This window comes from Sphaerospermopsis reniformis, from assembly GCF_005402885.1.
In the GTDB taxonomy this organism is placed as follows: Bacteria; Cyanobacteriota; Cyanobacteriia; order Cyanobacteriales; family Nostocaceae; genus Sphaerospermopsis; species Sphaerospermopsis kisseleviana.
In genome coordinates this window covers 1-16,621 of sequence record NZ_BJCE01000122.1, presented here as the reverse complement: position 1 = coordinate 16,621, position 16,621 = coordinate 1, and the positions used below count along the sequence as shown (strand labels likewise).

The following is a 16,621-nucleotide window of genomic DNA, read 5'->3' as shown; positions in this document are numbered from 1 at the left end:
ACCCCTAGCGCGTTTTGGGTACATATGTATATAATTGGTAATATTTTTCATCTTTGGTAGAACCACGGTATATTTTCCATTTACCGTTCTACCATTTTTCCGTTATATATTTCGGACAGGTCTATTTAACTAAATTTGATTAAATGGATAATTAAATATCTGCGAACATATCGTCATCGTCATCATGAAAAGACCCTTTTCCGGGAATGAAAGAGTCAGAATCAGTTCTTTGTGACTCACTACCACTATTACTGTTGGTGCTATCTTCATTTTTATTAGTGGTATCATCATCACTAGAATTACCAACATCCAAACCAAACATAGCAGCAAGGGTTTGAGGATTAGTCATTGTACTTAGGGGTACAGGTAAAACATCACTTGATTTGTGTGGTAATCCTAATTCGATTCGTAAATAAGCTAAATGTTGCTCCAGAGCATGACAACAAATCAACCCTACTCGACGTGTTTCTTGTTCACTAATACCTACACCTGTATTTGCTTGTGCTTTGTATGCTAATGGCAACCAGCACATTCTTAATGCCTGCAATACCATTTCTTTACTAGAATGCACGTTATCTCCCTGTTGCAAATAAGAAATTAATTGCCCATCTGCTGTATTTGAATAGGGACGACAATGAAATTTGAAATCTTTACGATATCTGTCAGTTCTATTACTATTAATACCGTCAGACCTTTTGCTACTGCTGTTCTGTCTATTATTTTGTCTGTTATTGTCATTATTTGAGGGCTGTTTTTTGTTGGTAGTCATGCTACTTTCTCCATTTGCGCTCTAAATCGCATAAATAAACCAAAAGCATCAATTAACCTAAAGGACAAAGTTTCTTGCTCTCGAAATGTATGGTAATAATCATTACTGGCATTCTTAAATGCTTCCTGTACCTGCTGTTGTAAATCAGTACCCCAGTAAGTGGAAATCTCTTCAAAACATTCCTGTAACTCTTGCTCTAAGTACAACGCTGCACCACCACTTAAAATCACTTCATTCACCGCAGGTAAAGTAGATTCCAGCCAGTCGTAAAGCCTAGACCAATACTCAGCTTTAGCAGTAGCAATGGCATTAACAATCATCTGCAACTCATAATTAATGTTTTTTGGGTCTTTGCTTTTGACCAAAGCGCGAATTGCTTGGTTATCTGCTGTGATATCTGCACCGGCTGCATAGATAGCAGCAGTTAAAGTAGTGGCATCTTGTCCAGATGTGCGTTCAATTAATCGTTTTACCATTTGGTGAAAGCCCAACCCATTGGTATAACCCGCCGTCATCTTGCCCCTTTCAAATAAGAGAAGGCTGCTATTGCGATGTCCAAACATCAGCACCGCAATGGTTTGAGCGTTGAACCATGCTTTACCGTTTTGGCGTTGGCGAATCATGGCCAATCCTGCACCTTCAGGTAAACACTCGAATCTTTCCAGCTTCACCCGCAACCTTTGACCCCGAAATCTAAAATCTTTGAGTGCAACCCGTAACTGTTCTTCAAAGGCTTGGCGATTTTGATATTCACCGTAGGGTAGTAGTGAAGTCAGTGATAACGAGAACCTATTGGGTAGTTTATTGTGTTGAGCGATCGCACCAACAACCGCTAAAGCTTTGTCAATTGAAGTTTCGTACTTGAGCTTATCTAGTCTGGCGGATGCTGAAAACTGACGTGCTAAAAATCCCACTACTGTACATTGTGTATCACCATCTGCTGTACAAGATACCCAGGCTTCATCTACTGGATGAGAAGATTCTAGACCCTTGCGACTTGACATATAAGCGTCAATCGAACTTTGTGGCAACCTTAGCATTTCTGGTTCCATTGTCATCAAACATGGTTTGCCTTCAGTTGCTAGTTCATAAACTATTTTGGTCAAGGAAGCACCAGGGTCAAAACTGACGATCAAGTTTGACATTGATTCTGGTTTGCCTAACAACTTCTTTTTAAGTTAAGTGCAAATAAAAATTATGCCTATCTACCTACTGACTATTTTTTTGCCAAAATTTTTATCCAGTTGGCTATTTTTTTCACAACCGTTGATCAAGTCGTTGCTTTTATGCTCAAAAAATTTGATTCCAAAAAGTGCGCCATTGAACCACCACCAAACCACCATCAAACAGCCATTGAGCTACCATGCTACTGCCAGACAACAACCATTTAACAGCCATTCAACCGCCACTCAGTATGCTTTGTATAAGTATTGATATTCAATAAAAAGGCTTATTGACAATAAATCTGCCAACGAACCACCATCGAACTGCCAACATACAACCATTGAACAACCATCGAACAACACTCAATTTTTTGATTTGAGTAGCCCAAAAAAACGTTTGGGGCATAGCAAGCCATGTCGCAATGTGCATCTCTATGATGCAAAAAGGTTGTACTTTTCAGGGAAACAGCGACAGACTTGCCCTCCTTTCACGGTTCCCCTACCTAAGTAGGTTAACCACCGTAACGGAGGGGGAGACGATACGAAAAAAATCAAACTCAACGAAAACAAGATTCGCTTTTTACATGACTCGTAAAACGCAAAGAAAAAATATCCACTTGGCTAATGACTGATTGGTTTACATATTTAAAACTAGAAATACAACATAATCTTTGTAAGAAATTGAGCCATGCCTCCAAAAGAGCGCACAATCAGGTTTCATATCTGCCTCACACCAGAAGAAAAAGAACAGGTGCGACGAATGGCAGAGGAAAACAGCTTGACAATGGCAGAGTTATTCCGTGCTAAGACTATCAAAAATAGATTACCCAGGCGTGTCACCAAAGTAGCAGGTCAAACTTACTGGGAATTGGGGAAAATAGGCAATAACCTCAACCAAATAGCTAAAGCTATCAATACATCGGTACTCATGGGTGAACCAGTAGTTGTTGATCGAGCGTTACTAGAAGAGGTGAGAAATTTGGTAAGACAAGTGCGGAGAGAAATCACGGAGGTTGATTTAATTACTGATTTACAAGATGAGGAAGATTGATTTGTCAAACAAGTGCTGCGAGAAATTATCAAAATCTGCGGAATTTACGCCTGTGGACAAGGAGATGCCGACATCCTTGCTAGAAGCAGGAAGCAAACATTAAAACTCTTATATTTGCTTAGTTGGAGCGTTTTGTATAAGTTTTGTATTGCACGAAGAAAATTGATTGCTAAACAGGTTAAAGGTAAAAGCTTTATCAAATTGCTCAAATACCTTTTTAGTAAGGAAGGAGCAAGACAAATTGGTGGCAATATGGACGAAACAACCCCTCGTTCATTAGCTGCTGAGTTACTCTTGTCTAAGCGTATTAACCCAAAAGTTAGTAGAACTGTTTATCATGCTTCCCTGAGTTTGCCTCACAATGAGAGTTTAGATGATGATACTTGGCATGAAATCGCCCTGAAATATTTACGAGCAATGGGCTTTACCATGAATCAATATATTGTAGTGCGACACACTGACCGGACTCATGATCATGCACATATTGTTGCTAGTCGTATTCGCTTAGATGGAACTACGGTTTCCGATAGCTGGGACTATCCCAGAAGTGAAGCTGTGATTCGTAAGTTAGAGAAAGAATACAATTTGCAAACAGTAAAACCAAGTAAGAAAAAAGAGGAGCGTAGTCCTACTACTGGCGAACGCAGACAACTTGCTAGAACTGGGGAAGAAAGCGTTAGAGTCAAACTTCAGTATTCTCTAGACAAAGCAACCCATGACCACCCTACTATGCCAGAGTTAATTAAGCGATCGCAACAACAAGGTATTAATGTCTGTGTTGGTTATACTCGCACAGGCAAGGTTAAAGGCATTAGTTATCAACTTAATGGAGTAGCTTTCAGTGGTACACACCTTGGTAAAGCATATACTTTTCCTGGTTTACAAAAGCATCGCGGTGTTAGCTATATTCCTAAACAGGATGATAAACGCATTCAAGAACTAATGAAGCGAAATGTGGAAAACACTACATCCAATCAAGATAAACACGATAATAAGCACACGCAAAAAATAACCAAGCAAACTACTGTTAATTCTGTATTCAACAAAACTCAACAAGATGAACAACAAATTAAACCAGATAAAAAGGGAACAAATAACATAGCGTTGATTTCTTTACAAGAAGATAACAACCGGATTCAAATTGGACAAACTACTGAAACTCCAATATCAGTTGTTTCTCGAAAACACAATAAAACCCGTATTCAAAAACAACAGACTGCTGACCATTCAACATCAGCAGTAGGAACAGAACAGGATATTGAGCTTATCCAACAACTTCTAGAGCAACCTGTAAAAAATATTGCATCAACAGTAAAAGCAACGGAGGATGATCAGGATATCGAAAATATAACAGAGCGAAGTGCTGAAAATGTCACACCAGCTACAACACAAACAAACTGCTTACCTACACCAAAACCCGCAAACTGGAAACAAATACGCCAAAACTTAAACCAGCAGTACAATTTACCCGTTTCTTTGCTCAATGAACTGTATCAAAAGGGTTGGCTGTATCCCAGTCAAACAGGTCAACCAATTTTTGTAGAACGCACTCTCGATGATGTTCCAACTCTTGCCAAACAGTTAGAACCAACTGGTGATTTTACGGCTATTCCTCTCAACTCTGAACCTACAAAAAATGGTAGTTTTTGGATTGCTACGGATACCACAGTCACAAGAGCAGTTTTACTCAGTGACCCTATCGAAGTTCTTTCTGTTATTGCTTTAGAGTCAACTGTTGACAAGAGAAAACGACAACCAACATTGTATTGGAGTGTAGGCGATGGCGAAACACCCGCCATAGGCGATCGCTCTCAAATACCTTTAGAATTTTTGGACTCGCTTGATACAGTGGTCATTGCTGTTAAAGATAATGAAAAAGTTGAAGACTTGATATCTGACCTATTGACTAAACTCCCCCAAGCCAAAAGAGTGTCTCCCGGTCAAGCTGGTTGGAATCAGCTGTTAAGTGACAGGAAACAACCAGTCAAAAAGCACCAATTTACACAAACCCTAGATTGGGAACTTTAAATCTATATAAGGAGAATTATTGTGCGACACTGTTCCACCAAGAACTACTTTTGACCATACCCGTTTTAACCTGCTATAGTTAATGTCCCAATCTTGATGGCTACAGCTATAACATCAAATTCTGGTTTACCAGATTTTTATACCTTTTTTATATTTTTTGGTAGTGGTACAACCAACAACAGAAGCTATACTAATGATAGTTGTTGTTCTACATCTTATCTTATAGCTGCTTTCCGGCTTTCTGCTAAAAATGCCACACTTGTGGAAATTATATCAGCAATATCTACTGGATCTAAGGTATAAATTCGTGCTAAAACCTCCTCTTTAATTTGCTCAACAGGATATTTAGTATCGGTTGCAGCACTATTTAACGAGTTTTCAGCTAAATCAAAATTTTGAAGATAAGTAGATAGAGATATATAACCATCCAAGTATTGTTTTAAAGTTTCACTATCACCACCACTCAATTTTGCTAAACGCAAGAAATTTTTAGAGTCAGTTTCGGGAATAGCTTTACCTTTCAACCACCTATATACAGTTGAAAAATCAACACCAATTTCTACAGATAACGTTGTTTGAGTCCAGCCAGCTTGCAATAAATATTCAATTAACTCAACTAATCGTTTTTGACGTTTTTGCATAGTAGAAAGCCTGGTTCTACCAGTTATAAAATTTACTTTTGCCTCTTCCATCAGTACAACCTTTTGATTTTTATCGCACTTTTTACTCAACCTATAGGATTAGTGAAGAAAAATGATGTTCGAGTAACACAGGTAATAGACAAATCATAATCAGAACATGATATGTTTCTTTTATTCCTAACATATGTGGTAAGTAAAGAAGCGATTCAAATAGCATTTGAACACCCTTGTATCTGCTAAAAAGGGAGTATAAAGCCCCTTTGATGACAGGGTAAAGGTTTGAAGAGAGGTTTTTTATTAAATTGTGCCTAGCTACTCAGTTGTAGTTGGGCTGTTCTTTAAGAAATACATTTTATCATCTTTATTCAGTGAGCGATTTAAATTTTCTATAATATCAATAATTAGGGAAAGACTACCGTATCCCACTCTCCCAGAATCTCAACAATTCACGAACGGTATCACTGGCGTAGCCAATCGCCAATTTTCTTTGTGTGACAGCTTAGGGGTAATCTTTTACTCTTTTCTAGTCCAATCTAACCCAAAAACCTAAAATCGCTGATAATTGCCAGTTTTATACCTTTTTCTGCCTGTAAGTATCGGTAATATTCAATCCACAGGCAAAAACGGACAGTTTAAATCACGGAAATTAGTACAGGTCAAATTTAAATTGTTAAGAAATTATAAATAAAGGTGCAAATTATATTGCATTATGCAAGCATTATTTATATTGCAAGTCGCAAGGTTACAAAATCTACCTGAGAAAGCATCCGTCAATAAACAAGGTGTCATCCATCGCTTTCAAAGCTAAAGTTATGACGTACACAACGGCATTAGATCGAGTTTCTTTTAATGAAAAAGAGAACTTTGCAAGGTCATCCTCTAATTCTACCGTTTTTTTGGCTACACAAAATCTTACTTTTGCTCAAGATAGTGAGCCAATAGGGTTAAAGAAGAACTCTGAACCAGATCAAGCTGATAGCAAAAACCTATCAAATACCGAAAATCATCTAAATGAGGATGATAACTGGTGTGACGTAAATCCCTGCGGCCATAGCTGCGCTTACGACGGTAACGTGCTAGAGGCATCAGCTATAGCAGACAACCTACATAGGTTAGAGAGCAGAAATGAAAAGGGTTTAAGAGATTTTTGGGAAATAGGACAGTCTTTGAGTGAAATTCGAGATCAACGACTTTATCGGCAAAACTACAAAACCTTTGAGGAATATTGTCTAGAACGTTGGGAAATGTCCCGGCGTTCTGTTTACCAACTAATTGATGCAGCTTCGGTTTATGAAAATGTGCGCCATGGCGCACAAATTTTGCCGGCAAATGAGCGCCAAGTTAGACCTTTAGTAAACCTACCCCCAGAAAAACAGCGCGAAGCTTGGGCTAAAGCAGTTTCTACAGCCCCCAAAGGAAAAGTTACATCTGGTCACGTCGCCCAAGTAGCCAGAGAGTACCATCGGGAGAACTCAACCAAAAAATCCAGGCAAAAGGACTCTTTTGAGCAACAACATCAATCAACTGAGGATTCTCAGCAGTCATTAAACCGTAGCTGCTGGAATTGTTTGTATTGTAGTCGGGATTCGGTAAAGGATGATCCACAAAGTTTTTATTGCGTTAGCGAAGCTTTCCGTAGGAATCGCCTGGGTAAATTAAGCTTTGTTGAGAAAGACGGCAACCAACGGGGTGCAGAATGCGAATACTGGACTTACCGCTTTGGAGAATCTTCTCAAGTCAGAAAAAATGTCATCCCATTACGAAAAACTTTTAACCTTACCTTACAACTTCCAGCACGATTACAACCATTAATACAAGACGCTGCTAAACAGTCAGATTTAGCGGTAATAGAATGGGTAGCAAAACTTGTGGAAGATGCAATTTGTAAAAATAATGATAAGTAGGTCGGCGTTAAAAATTGTCCTTATGACAGACAAGAGGTGAAAAGCAAAAGGGAAGAGGATTTTGGTGAATTTACTTTTTTGTAATTGGGTTGGTTTTTCCCACCAACGTACTTAGTCAAAACATAAATATTCAGCAAAAATCCATAGATATTGCAGTTTCAGAAATTACTTGATATCCAGAAGTTAAAAGCTAAACAATATTTTAAGGAAAATGATCATTCATTACCTATTGGTTCAAAATGCCGTGTTAGGCATTAGGATTTGAACAGGTAGTGCTATTTTCACATTATTAATTGTTAATGTCGCCAATGTTAACCGTGAAAGACCCACCAACCGATTTTCAGCTACCGCCGCACAACGAAGCGGCTTTAGAGGGACTTAGGGAGGCGAAAAACGTTGACCCTGCTGTTCTAGCTGCTAGTGATTCAGAAATCGCTACAGGCACAAGTCCAGCTGGTTGGTCACGTTTTGGCTTGGCCTACAAGCCATCGGTCAGGGTTGAAAAAATTGCACGACTGGAAAAATTAACAACCATACTTTTAGAGGAGTTTAAAAGCGAAGGAATAGAAATCTTTCCTGTACTTCAGGTTGAAGACAAAAACCCTATTGACTTGTTTATCAGGTTTCCGCGCAAAACTCACCTGTTTATCTCTATTCGCTCTCTTGGAGATAGGGAAGTGGTATACAACGAAGCTAGAGAAATTCTCCAAGTCAGAAAGAAGAATAAAGGTGGTTTAACTACTTGGAAACCCTGTCCACTGCTTGAGTTGGCAGATTATGAAAAGTGGCTGAACAAAAACCGAAGCCTGTTTGATATGTCTTCAAGAGAAGCCACAAAAACACGCACCGCAAAAGTTTTAGTTTTGTGGCATCCTACTAGAAAAGCTTCAAATCTCAATGAACACCTTTATGCTGAGGTGGGAAGCATGAGAACTCTAGCTCTCAGAAGAAAAGGCACTATGTTTGTTATTCAAGAGGAGGAAGTAACTGAACTTGTTAAATCTTGGTTAGCTACGTGCAACTAAATTAAAAGGCGAAAACTCAGCGTCCAGTGTGGACAGCAAGGTTTTCAAAATACATTCCATCATCGGAATTGGAGCAGGGTATTGGGTTTCGCAGCCTAATTTATATATCCCTGTTAGTGATCTTATCTCAAAAAAGTTGAGATGTAAAACCAGAAGAACACTGATTTTACAAATAAAAAAGCGATTCAGGAACTTTATCTTCTTACATTTCTGAGTATTCGTCTAAAAGATTACTAATGCTGGATAGCTCCAATTCCTCCAACACACTTACAGGAGGATTGGCTCTCATGTCACAACAGCAATTTAACAATCAGTCAAATAGACAACACACAACCGCTCAACAACAATTTAACAACCAGTCAGAATCACAATATCCAACCGAGCAACAACAATTTAACAACCAGTCCGAAACGCAACACCCAACTGAACAAAAACAGTTTAACAACGAGTCTAACCTTCAACAAACAAGCACTGGACAGCAGTTTAACAATCAATGGAAGCAACAAAACCTAGCTGATCAACAGGCTCAATTTTCCAGTGAAATCAAACAAGAAACGCAACACCTAAGCAGTCCACAGCATTTTTACAACTCGTTAGAAACACAGCATCAAACCGAACAACAGCAATTTCATAACCAGTCAGAACTACAACCACCAACCAGTCAACAAATTGAAACTCCCACCGAGTTCAAACAGCAGCCAGAACTAAAAAAACCAACCGTACAACAGCCTCAATTTACACCACAGTTAGAACCAGAGCCTATACAGAACGACAAAATCAGTTTTGCTTTTAACGCCACTGGTAAAAATAAAGACTGGGATTTTCGTAAACTAGCAGCCAACTTCCAAGATACAATAGGCACTATTTGGGACATTATCAGCCATGTAAGAGCAGGACACGCCTTATGTGCTGGTTTACTGGGTGGGCAATGGCGAAGCAAAGCCAATATTATTGGTTCTCAATGGGTACTACTAGATATTGACAACTCCGCAACTTGGACAGATGAAAATAATAATCCACTCGATGAAAATGGTAAACCAATCAAAATTAATCGAGCTTGGGTAGACATTAACGGTAATATCATTGAAAAATCAGATGGTAGACAAGCAAAAAAAATCTACCAACATCAACTCACATTAGATGAAGCACTAGAACACCCATTCATTAAGCAATATTGCGCTTTAATCTACACCACAGCCAGCCATAAACCAGACTGGCATAAATTCCGGTTAGTATTCGTACTACCTGAATACGTTCAGGGTGCAGAAACTGTAGAAGTGCTAACACGCTACTTAATGAAACACCTGCCCCATGACCCCGCTTGTAAAGATGCTTCACGGGTGTTTTACGGGTCAACTGAGGCAACATTTCCACTGATCAACCCTAACGCTAGATTACCCCAATCTTGGATAGCTGAAGCTGTTACCACCGCTTATCAAGAAAAAATTGAGTACGAAAAACGGATAGCTGAAATTACAGCCCGTCGGATACAATTTCAAGAGCGTGCAGAAGCTAACAACTGGGATATTGATCAGCTAATTCAACAAGCTTTAACTTACATTCCTTCCCGTAGTCCTGGTAGCAATAATTATCATGAGTGCTTACAGGTATTAATGGCACTCAATTCTTATTATGGACCTGTAGATGCAGAAATTATCGCAGAACAGTGGAGTCCATCAATTAAAGGAACTACTTGGAATATTAGAGCTAAAATTAAGAGTTTTCGCGGTCGTTCTGGTATATCAATTGGTACTCTATTTCACATCGCTAAACAGTATGGGTTTAGATTTCCAACCGTTGAACAGAAGAAGCACTGGGGAAGAGAGCAGGGAGCAGGGCAAATATCTACTTTCCTTCTCCCTATACAAGATCCCATTATCAGTAAACAGGAATGGCAAGCTAAACACGGTATAAACAGAGACGCTCAAGAGTTTATTCAAACCTTAATAAATGTTACTAATAAAGCCAAACGGTTTATAGGTAACGTTGTTTACCAACCAGAACCCATTACACTTCCAAGAACAACCCATGTAGATGTTGACATCTGGTTTGGAGCAAAGGAACGTAAGCAGACTTATATTGACGCTATTAAATCTGGTAAAAAATTCATTTTAGATTTATCACACGCAGGTGCAGGTAAATCTCACACAGTAGGAGAGTTTACACCAAAACAGTTGGAAGCAAAAACACTTTTCTACCTGAGCAATGAACACCGTAACCCCACTGTAGCAACTATTGAACAGTGGACAGATTTAACAGTCCGTCACAATGGATTAGTAGCAGATTATTCTAAACTCACCCCATTAGGCAACCCAGAGATACACTGGCCTAAACCTGGGGAAAAAACAAACATTGAAGGAAATTGTCCTCTCACACATATTTTTCATATTTTAAGAGAAAAAGGATACAAGGCAGAATCAACCGCAGAAGCTAGTTTTAACCCTGTTTGCAACGGTTGTAGATCCAGAGCTAATTGTGCGGGTACTGATAGCGAAGGTAACAAATTACCGAGAATATCTGGTTCTACTTTCCGAGATGATAGAAGAAAAGCACTCGCATCGGATCGCATTCGTGCCAATATTAACTCTTTACCCCAACCTGAAGATATTACGGAAATGAAAGCGATCGCTTTTGTTGATGAAGTATCAAGACAATTAAAACCGGTTGATTTTATCGAAGCTGGTTTAAAAGATTTTGATTTTGCACTTATGGAGGTGCAAACTAGGCTACCCGCAGTATACGATAAAATTAAGGGTTTAATTTTACCACTGCGGGCGCTGCTAAATGGTCAAGTTCCGGTACTTCAGGAGACATACTACGGGTATAATGATGAATTGATCAAGGAATTGTTAGGGGAAGTTCCTGCTAATTTACCAGAAATTATTGCTGAACTGGAAACTATTGCTCCAGATATTGAAGAACTGGTACAACAGGCTGATAGTGTGACATTGGATGGTGTTGATAAGAGCGATCGCGATTCTTTCAGCAGAAAAACTTTAAAGTTTATTCGTAGTTACCTCAATAGAGAAGCTACACAGAAAACTTACAAGAATATCAACGACTTACCTGTGAGATGGTTAATTCCCCTTTTAGAAGTCATTGGTGGTATCAAAGCGGGAGCATTACGGGTAAAAAATAAACGTTTAATTGTTGCTACTAAAAACACTAATCAAATTGATGTACTCAAAGCTTTTGACTTTGTTTTCCTGATGGATGCTACTGCTACTCGTGAAAATATAGCGATGCAATTGGGTATTAACCCAGATGAGATACTGGTTATTTGTGAAATTCCACCAGATTACAGCAATCTCACCATCCACCAAATTACAGGTTTTGGGTTGCTGGGTAAGGAACGCAGTGAACCGTTAAAAAAACGGCTTGCAGCACTCCGAAAAGAATTAGACAAGCGTCATGATGGCAATATTGCATACATAGACCACTTAGCACATAAGAATCAGGGTGATGGACATTGGTTTGCTGATAATCGTGGTAGTAATGCGTATCAAGATAAGCAAGCTATTTGTAGTTTTGGCACTCCTTATCAGGATATTGGAGCATCTGAGCAAGTTTATATAACTTTAACAGGAGATAGGAATGTTGGTAGGCAGAATATATGTTTACAAGATTTTATTAATGACTTAGTTAAAAATGAGGTGGTTCAGTGTGCGGGTAGGACTAGAGCTAATAGGAGAGAGGAGGAGGAAGTAATTTATTATATTGTCAGTGACAAGGATTTATCCTATTTAGCGGATTATTACCCTGGTGCTAAGTTGATGAAGTCTGATGCTTTTGATATCTGTCCAGAAGCAGGGACGCAAATACAACAAACACGCCGGGGGATATTTGAAGGGTTTAAGCAATTGGTAGCAGATGGGGTGACAGAGTGGGAGAAAGTTACTCAGGAGATGCTGGGTAAGGCGGCTGGTATTTCTCAAGAATGGATCAGTAAAATTGCTAAAAAGTATTTTGGCGGTTGGAAAAGTTTCAGGAAATTATTACTGCTCCTATATAACTCTTTATATAGGGGTAGTAATAATTCTCTAGAGATTTTGACTCAAGAGCAACGCTGGTTGATTGAGGAGTATTTACCTGTTCTTAAACAGGATAGGGAAGTGGGTAATGAATCGGCGGAAGTGGTGATTGAACAGGTGATTACTTTTGCTGAACATCTTGGCTGGAAAGGGTTTTCTACGGCTGTAAATGCAGCTTGTCGAGAAATCAAAGCTTTTTTAATGGATTGTTTGATATCTGTGTTGCCGAAAGAAATTCATGATGAGGTTAAGCGCAGTTTGGTTTTGTACTTAGCTAAAGTAGAACCGGAATACTGAGTTTAAACTCAAAAAACCTGATTTTTTATATTTGAAACAAAGCAATCCAATATTGCGATATAGCTTGCTGCTTTTTTTAGGAATGGAGTTTCAAAGTGATGTGTTAGGTGTGCCTGTGATTCGTCCGCAGGTAGCAGAAACTACAGCGTTGGGGGCTGCTTATGCTGCTGGGTTAGTGACTGGTTTCTGGGGGAGTTTGGAGGAGTTGTCTGAGAATTGGCTTTTAGATCAGACTTGGGAAGCGAAGATGGACGAGGTGGAGAGGGAAGGTTGTTATCGCTTGTGGAAGAAGGCAGTTAGTAAGACTTTTGATTGGGTTTAATCAATAAAAGTAAAGGATACAATTGATTTTGAAAAATATGTTGTATAATATTTTCGTATTTTGTATAAACAAGTAATGAAAAATCTTGAAGAAGATGGTGTTTGGTTTCTCCCCAATAATCCAGGCAAGGAAGTATATGGTAGACTCACATTTTCTACTAATCAATCTCCCAAACTTTATCTGCTTGATCAATTACAGGAAATCAAATTTGATGATTCTATCCCTCATGGGATAAAGATTGATATTATCAATGGATATTTGGTCAATGGTAAAAAAGTTACTCTCTGTGATTGCTACCAACCTTTAGGTTTTAAAACAGGTATTCAAACTAGTACAATCCATGCAAAATATTTACTGATTGGGCATCACTTTAAAACAGTAGAACAAATATCATTAAAAGGTGTATTTTTAAGATATAAGAATCTAGAAGAATGGGTAAAATTGCCTAATTTTGAAATTAATTGGTCTACTAATGAAGAAGGCAATCAAGTCCAAGAGATAACTGTAAAACAAACAACAATAGAACCTATTGAACTTGGTAAATTATCAGATTTTTCATTAATTCTATATGATAAACCAATTGAGCTAGATAAACTACAAATAGCTGCATTTTTTGGAAACATAGGGAGGAAAGTTTCACTTGAAGAGAGAAAATCTATCATTATCCGATCAGATACTGAAAAAAAATTGGAAGATATCATCCATGTGATCTACTTATTTCAAGAACTATTGATTTTTGCCTCTGGTCAAATGACATATCCTTATGATATTCAATCAAGCATTGTGATCATAGAAAAAGAGTTTAAAATACCTGATCATCTTCATTTTGATTTAATGGCAGATTTGATTAAACCAGAGCGGGTTGCAAAAAGTGACTTGGGCTTTGAGATAAAATATTTTGGTGAAGAGGTAAAAGTTATTGAAGAAGAAAAGGAGAAACTCGTTCCGATTGAGATATATTTTAATGTCGGAGAATTAGATAATTTAGATGCAAATTTTGATCAGCAAAGAGTTTTATTTTACTTTCAAGATGTAAAGAATCAATTTAATGAAATATTAAATCTTTGGGAGCATAATTCAAAAAATATAGAGTCTATTATAGATTTATATTTGAGATTAACATACATTCCAAAAAGACATATAAATGATTTTTTCCTAAGCCTTGCTCAAGCAATAGAGGCATTTCATAATCTTACACATGACGGAAGATATATTGACAAAAAAGTTTATAAGTCAGTTGTGCGGAAAACTTTGGAGCAAGCTGTAAATTCTATTCCAAATTCGATTTCTGCTGAAAATGGAGAAGGAAGTTTAGATTTACAGGAATATAAGAGGATATTAAAAGAGGAAAAGCTCTCACACTTAAATAATTATTCTTTACGAGAACGACTGAAAGAAATAATAATTGAGTACCAAGATTGCTTACCTAACACCTTTTTTGAATCATTGGAAGACCAAAATAACTTTCTAAAGAAAATTAGAAAAACTAGAAATTATTTAACTCACTTATCTTCTGAGAAAGACGAATATGTAGCATCAGGTAAAGATTTGCAAATCCTAAGTAGAAAGTTAAAAGTGTTGCTGGAAATCTGTTTACTCAAACAACTTGGTTTGAATGATTTGGATATAAAAACAATCATTTCCAAAAATAGGTAAATATGAAAAAACTACCCAAGCGAACAAATTCTAAAGCTGTAGGCAATATTGCTGCAAATTTATTAAGTGCAACTCTTTCAAGATTTGCAAATCCAGTTGCAATTCCTGAGTCACAAGATATAGGTATAGATTTCTATTGCGAGCTTTTGGATCAGCAGGGTTGCCCAACTGGACAAATGTTTAATATTCAATGTAAAGGTACTCAAGAGGTTCAACAAGAAGGTGATAATTTCCGAATTACTGTCAAAGTTTCTACAGCTAATTACTGGCTGATCCAACCATCTCCAACTTTTATCATAGTAGTAGATATTGGTAAGAAAACTTGCTATTGGGCATATCCACGAAAGCAGTTGCAAGAAAATACTTCATGGCAAAGGCAGAAAACAGTTTCAATTGTAGTGCGTGCTTCTGACTGCTTTGGATTTGATATAGATGAAATGCCACAACAAATGCAAGCTATACTGAATGCTAATGTACCGGAATGGATATACATTTTAATAGAACAGTTTGATTCCAAGCGACCAGTTGTACCACTTGATAACCCTGAATATCCAGGTATACTAATACACGAGTTAAGTAACCTTGCAAATACTATAGATATAATTGATAGATTGCAGCGTCGTATGGCTGTAATGACAACTCGATTTCAAGAGGAAACACTTCAAGTAGTAGCAAGTCTTAGGAACAAAAGTGAAGCTTTGTTAGGTCAGCTTGATTATACTCCTGGTTCTGCTAGACTGTGGCCACCAGGGAGCAATATTGATATTTCTAGTTTTGAATTTGGTGCTGGTAGTAGCAAGGATGTTTGGCAGAGAGTTGATCAAGCAATAAGTGCTTTCAAAAATTCACCTACTAGGGAAAATCATGAAAGACTTCTATTTTCCCTTGGAGAACTTATTCAACTTAATAGGGACATATATTGGACAATTGAAGAAGTATGTGATGTCTACTAGATTTATTGTTACATAAAATTATGAATACCAATTTATCTTCAGAAAGTATTTTTTTGAGTTTAGCTGTAACCAGTCTTATCGGTTTATGGCTAATTTGGCAAGCCGTCAAGATAAACCCTGGAATTGATATATGGAAAATATCAGTTAACTGGTTGAGTGATAGACTTATTGTTTTTCCTTCTGTACTTTTTTTGATTTCTCCATTTTTATCTGCATATATTTTTCAGAATTTACAACAGGATTATAATAAGATTTTTGATAACAGAATAATAGCACAATTATTAACAACTGTTGGAACAGTTATCAGTATCTATATTGGCAATAGAGCTTTAGAAAGTTTCAGAAAAAATCAGGAACAAAAGAAAATAGGAAAGATACTTATTACCAGCATGGAATCTCATATTGAGTATTTAAAAAAAATGGATATAAAACCAGAAATATCTAGATCAGAAAGAGAAAGTATTGAAAACAGATCAAGAAAAACAACACAAGATTATATATATGAATCTGCTCTCAAGTCAATAGGAATATTGGAAATTACATATATAAATATCATTTCCGAATATTCCAGACAATTAAACTCAGTCACAGATGAAATATTGAATACTTATAACCCAATACCTAGATATATAGTCAATGATGAAAGTCAAATACTTGAGGGGGCGACAAAGGAGCTAAAGAGGTTGCTGGATAAGCATTACAGCCCTCAAACCCTGCTGATAAAATGGCATCTTATTGCGAACAGATGCCATCATTTCCAAGACCAATTCTTGGCACTCAT

Annotated in this window: 10 protein-coding genes and 2 pseudogenes; 9 read left to right on the top strand and 3 right to left on the bottom strand. The window is 37.6% G+C overall.

What is annotated here, in order from left to right:
- Positions 1–151 precede the first annotated feature (151 nt).
- Together FFR48_RS16785 and FFR48_RS16780 are read right to left on the bottom strand one after the other, a co-directional pair.
- Positions 152–769, bottom strand: coding sequence for a hypothetical protein (locus FFR48_RS16785; protein ID WP_137668155.1), 618 nt, complete (start codon positions 767–769; stop codon positions 152–154).
- Positions 766–1,914, bottom strand: a complete 1,149-nt coding sequence (locus FFR48_RS16780) for a ParM/StbA family protein (RefSeq protein WP_137668154.1) — start codon at positions 1,912–1,914, stop codon at positions 766–768. The genes FFR48_RS16785 and FFR48_RS16780 overlap by 4 nt, the downstream gene beginning before the upstream one ends.
- A 706-nt stretch (positions 1,915–2,620) precedes the next feature.
- Here FFR48_RS16780 and FFR48_RS16775 point away from each other — a divergent pair.
- Both FFR48_RS16775 and FFR48_RS16770 read left to right on the top strand, forming a co-directional pair.
- Entirely contained in the window at positions 2,621–2,983 is a 363-nt protein-coding gene (locus tag FFR48_RS16775) for a plasmid mobilization protein (RefSeq protein ID WP_236104092.1), read from the top strand.
- Between the two features lie 162 nt (positions 2,984–3,145).
- Positions 3,146–5,011: a relaxase/mobilization nuclease domain-containing protein gene (locus FFR48_RS16770; protein ID WP_137668153.1), complete on the top strand. Its 1,866-nt coding sequence runs from the start codon at positions 3,146–3,148 to the stop codon at positions 5,009–5,011.
- Positions 5,012–5,226: 215 nt separating this feature from the next.
- On the opposite strand, the gene FFR48_RS16765 is transcribed toward FFR48_RS16770, so the two are convergent.
- The gene (locus tag FFR48_RS16765; RefSeq protein WP_137668152.1) at positions 5,227–5,652 is read right to left on the bottom strand and encodes a helix-turn-helix domain-containing protein; all 426 of its coding nucleotides are present in this window, start codon (positions 5,650–5,652) and stop codon (positions 5,227–5,229) included.
- An 812-nt stretch (positions 5,653–6,464) separates the two neighbouring features.
- On the opposite strand from FFR48_RS16765, the gene FFR48_RS16760 reads away from it, so the two are divergent.
- From FFR48_RS16760 to FFR48_RS16730, 7 genes and pseudogenes are all read left to right on the top strand, one after another.
- Complete coding sequence (locus FFR48_RS16760; RefSeq protein WP_137668151.1) at positions 6,465–7,556, top strand: hypothetical protein; 1,092 nt, start codon at positions 6,465–6,467, stop codon at positions 7,554–7,556.
- Positions 7,557–7,864: 308 nt separating this feature from the next.
- The gene (locus tag FFR48_RS16755; RefSeq protein WP_190348787.1) at positions 7,865–8,581 is read left to right on the top strand and encodes a hypothetical protein; all 717 of its coding nucleotides are present in this window, start codon (positions 7,865–7,867) and stop codon (positions 8,579–8,581) included.
- A 287-nt stretch (positions 8,582–8,868) separates the two neighbouring features.
- Positions 8,869–12,909 carry a PriCT-2 domain-containing protein gene (locus FFR48_RS16750; protein ID WP_137668149.1) on the top strand — a complete coding sequence of 1,347 codons (4,041 nt, stop codon included), beginning with the start codon at positions 8,869–8,871 and terminating at the stop codon, positions 12,907–12,909.
- An 82-nt stretch (positions 12,910–12,991) separates the two neighbouring features.
- A pseudogene (locus FFR48_RS16745) lies at positions 12,992–13,231 on the top strand (glycerol kinase); the annotation flags it as partial.
- Positions 13,232–13,306: 75 nt separating this feature from the next.
- Entirely contained in the window at positions 13,307–14,887 is a 1,581-nt protein-coding gene (locus FFR48_RS16740) for an ApeA N-terminal domain 1-containing protein (RefSeq protein ID WP_137668148.1), read from the top strand.
- Positions 14,888–14,889: 2 nt separating this feature from the next.
- On the top strand, positions 14,890–15,840 hold the full coding sequence (locus FFR48_RS16735) for a DUF4365 domain-containing protein (protein WP_137668147.1): 951 nt from the start codon (positions 14,890–14,892) through the stop codon (positions 15,838–15,840).
- Positions 15,841–15,860: 20 nt separating this feature from the next.
- A pseudogene (locus FFR48_RS16730) lies at positions 15,861–16,621 on the top strand (hypothetical protein); the annotation flags it as partial.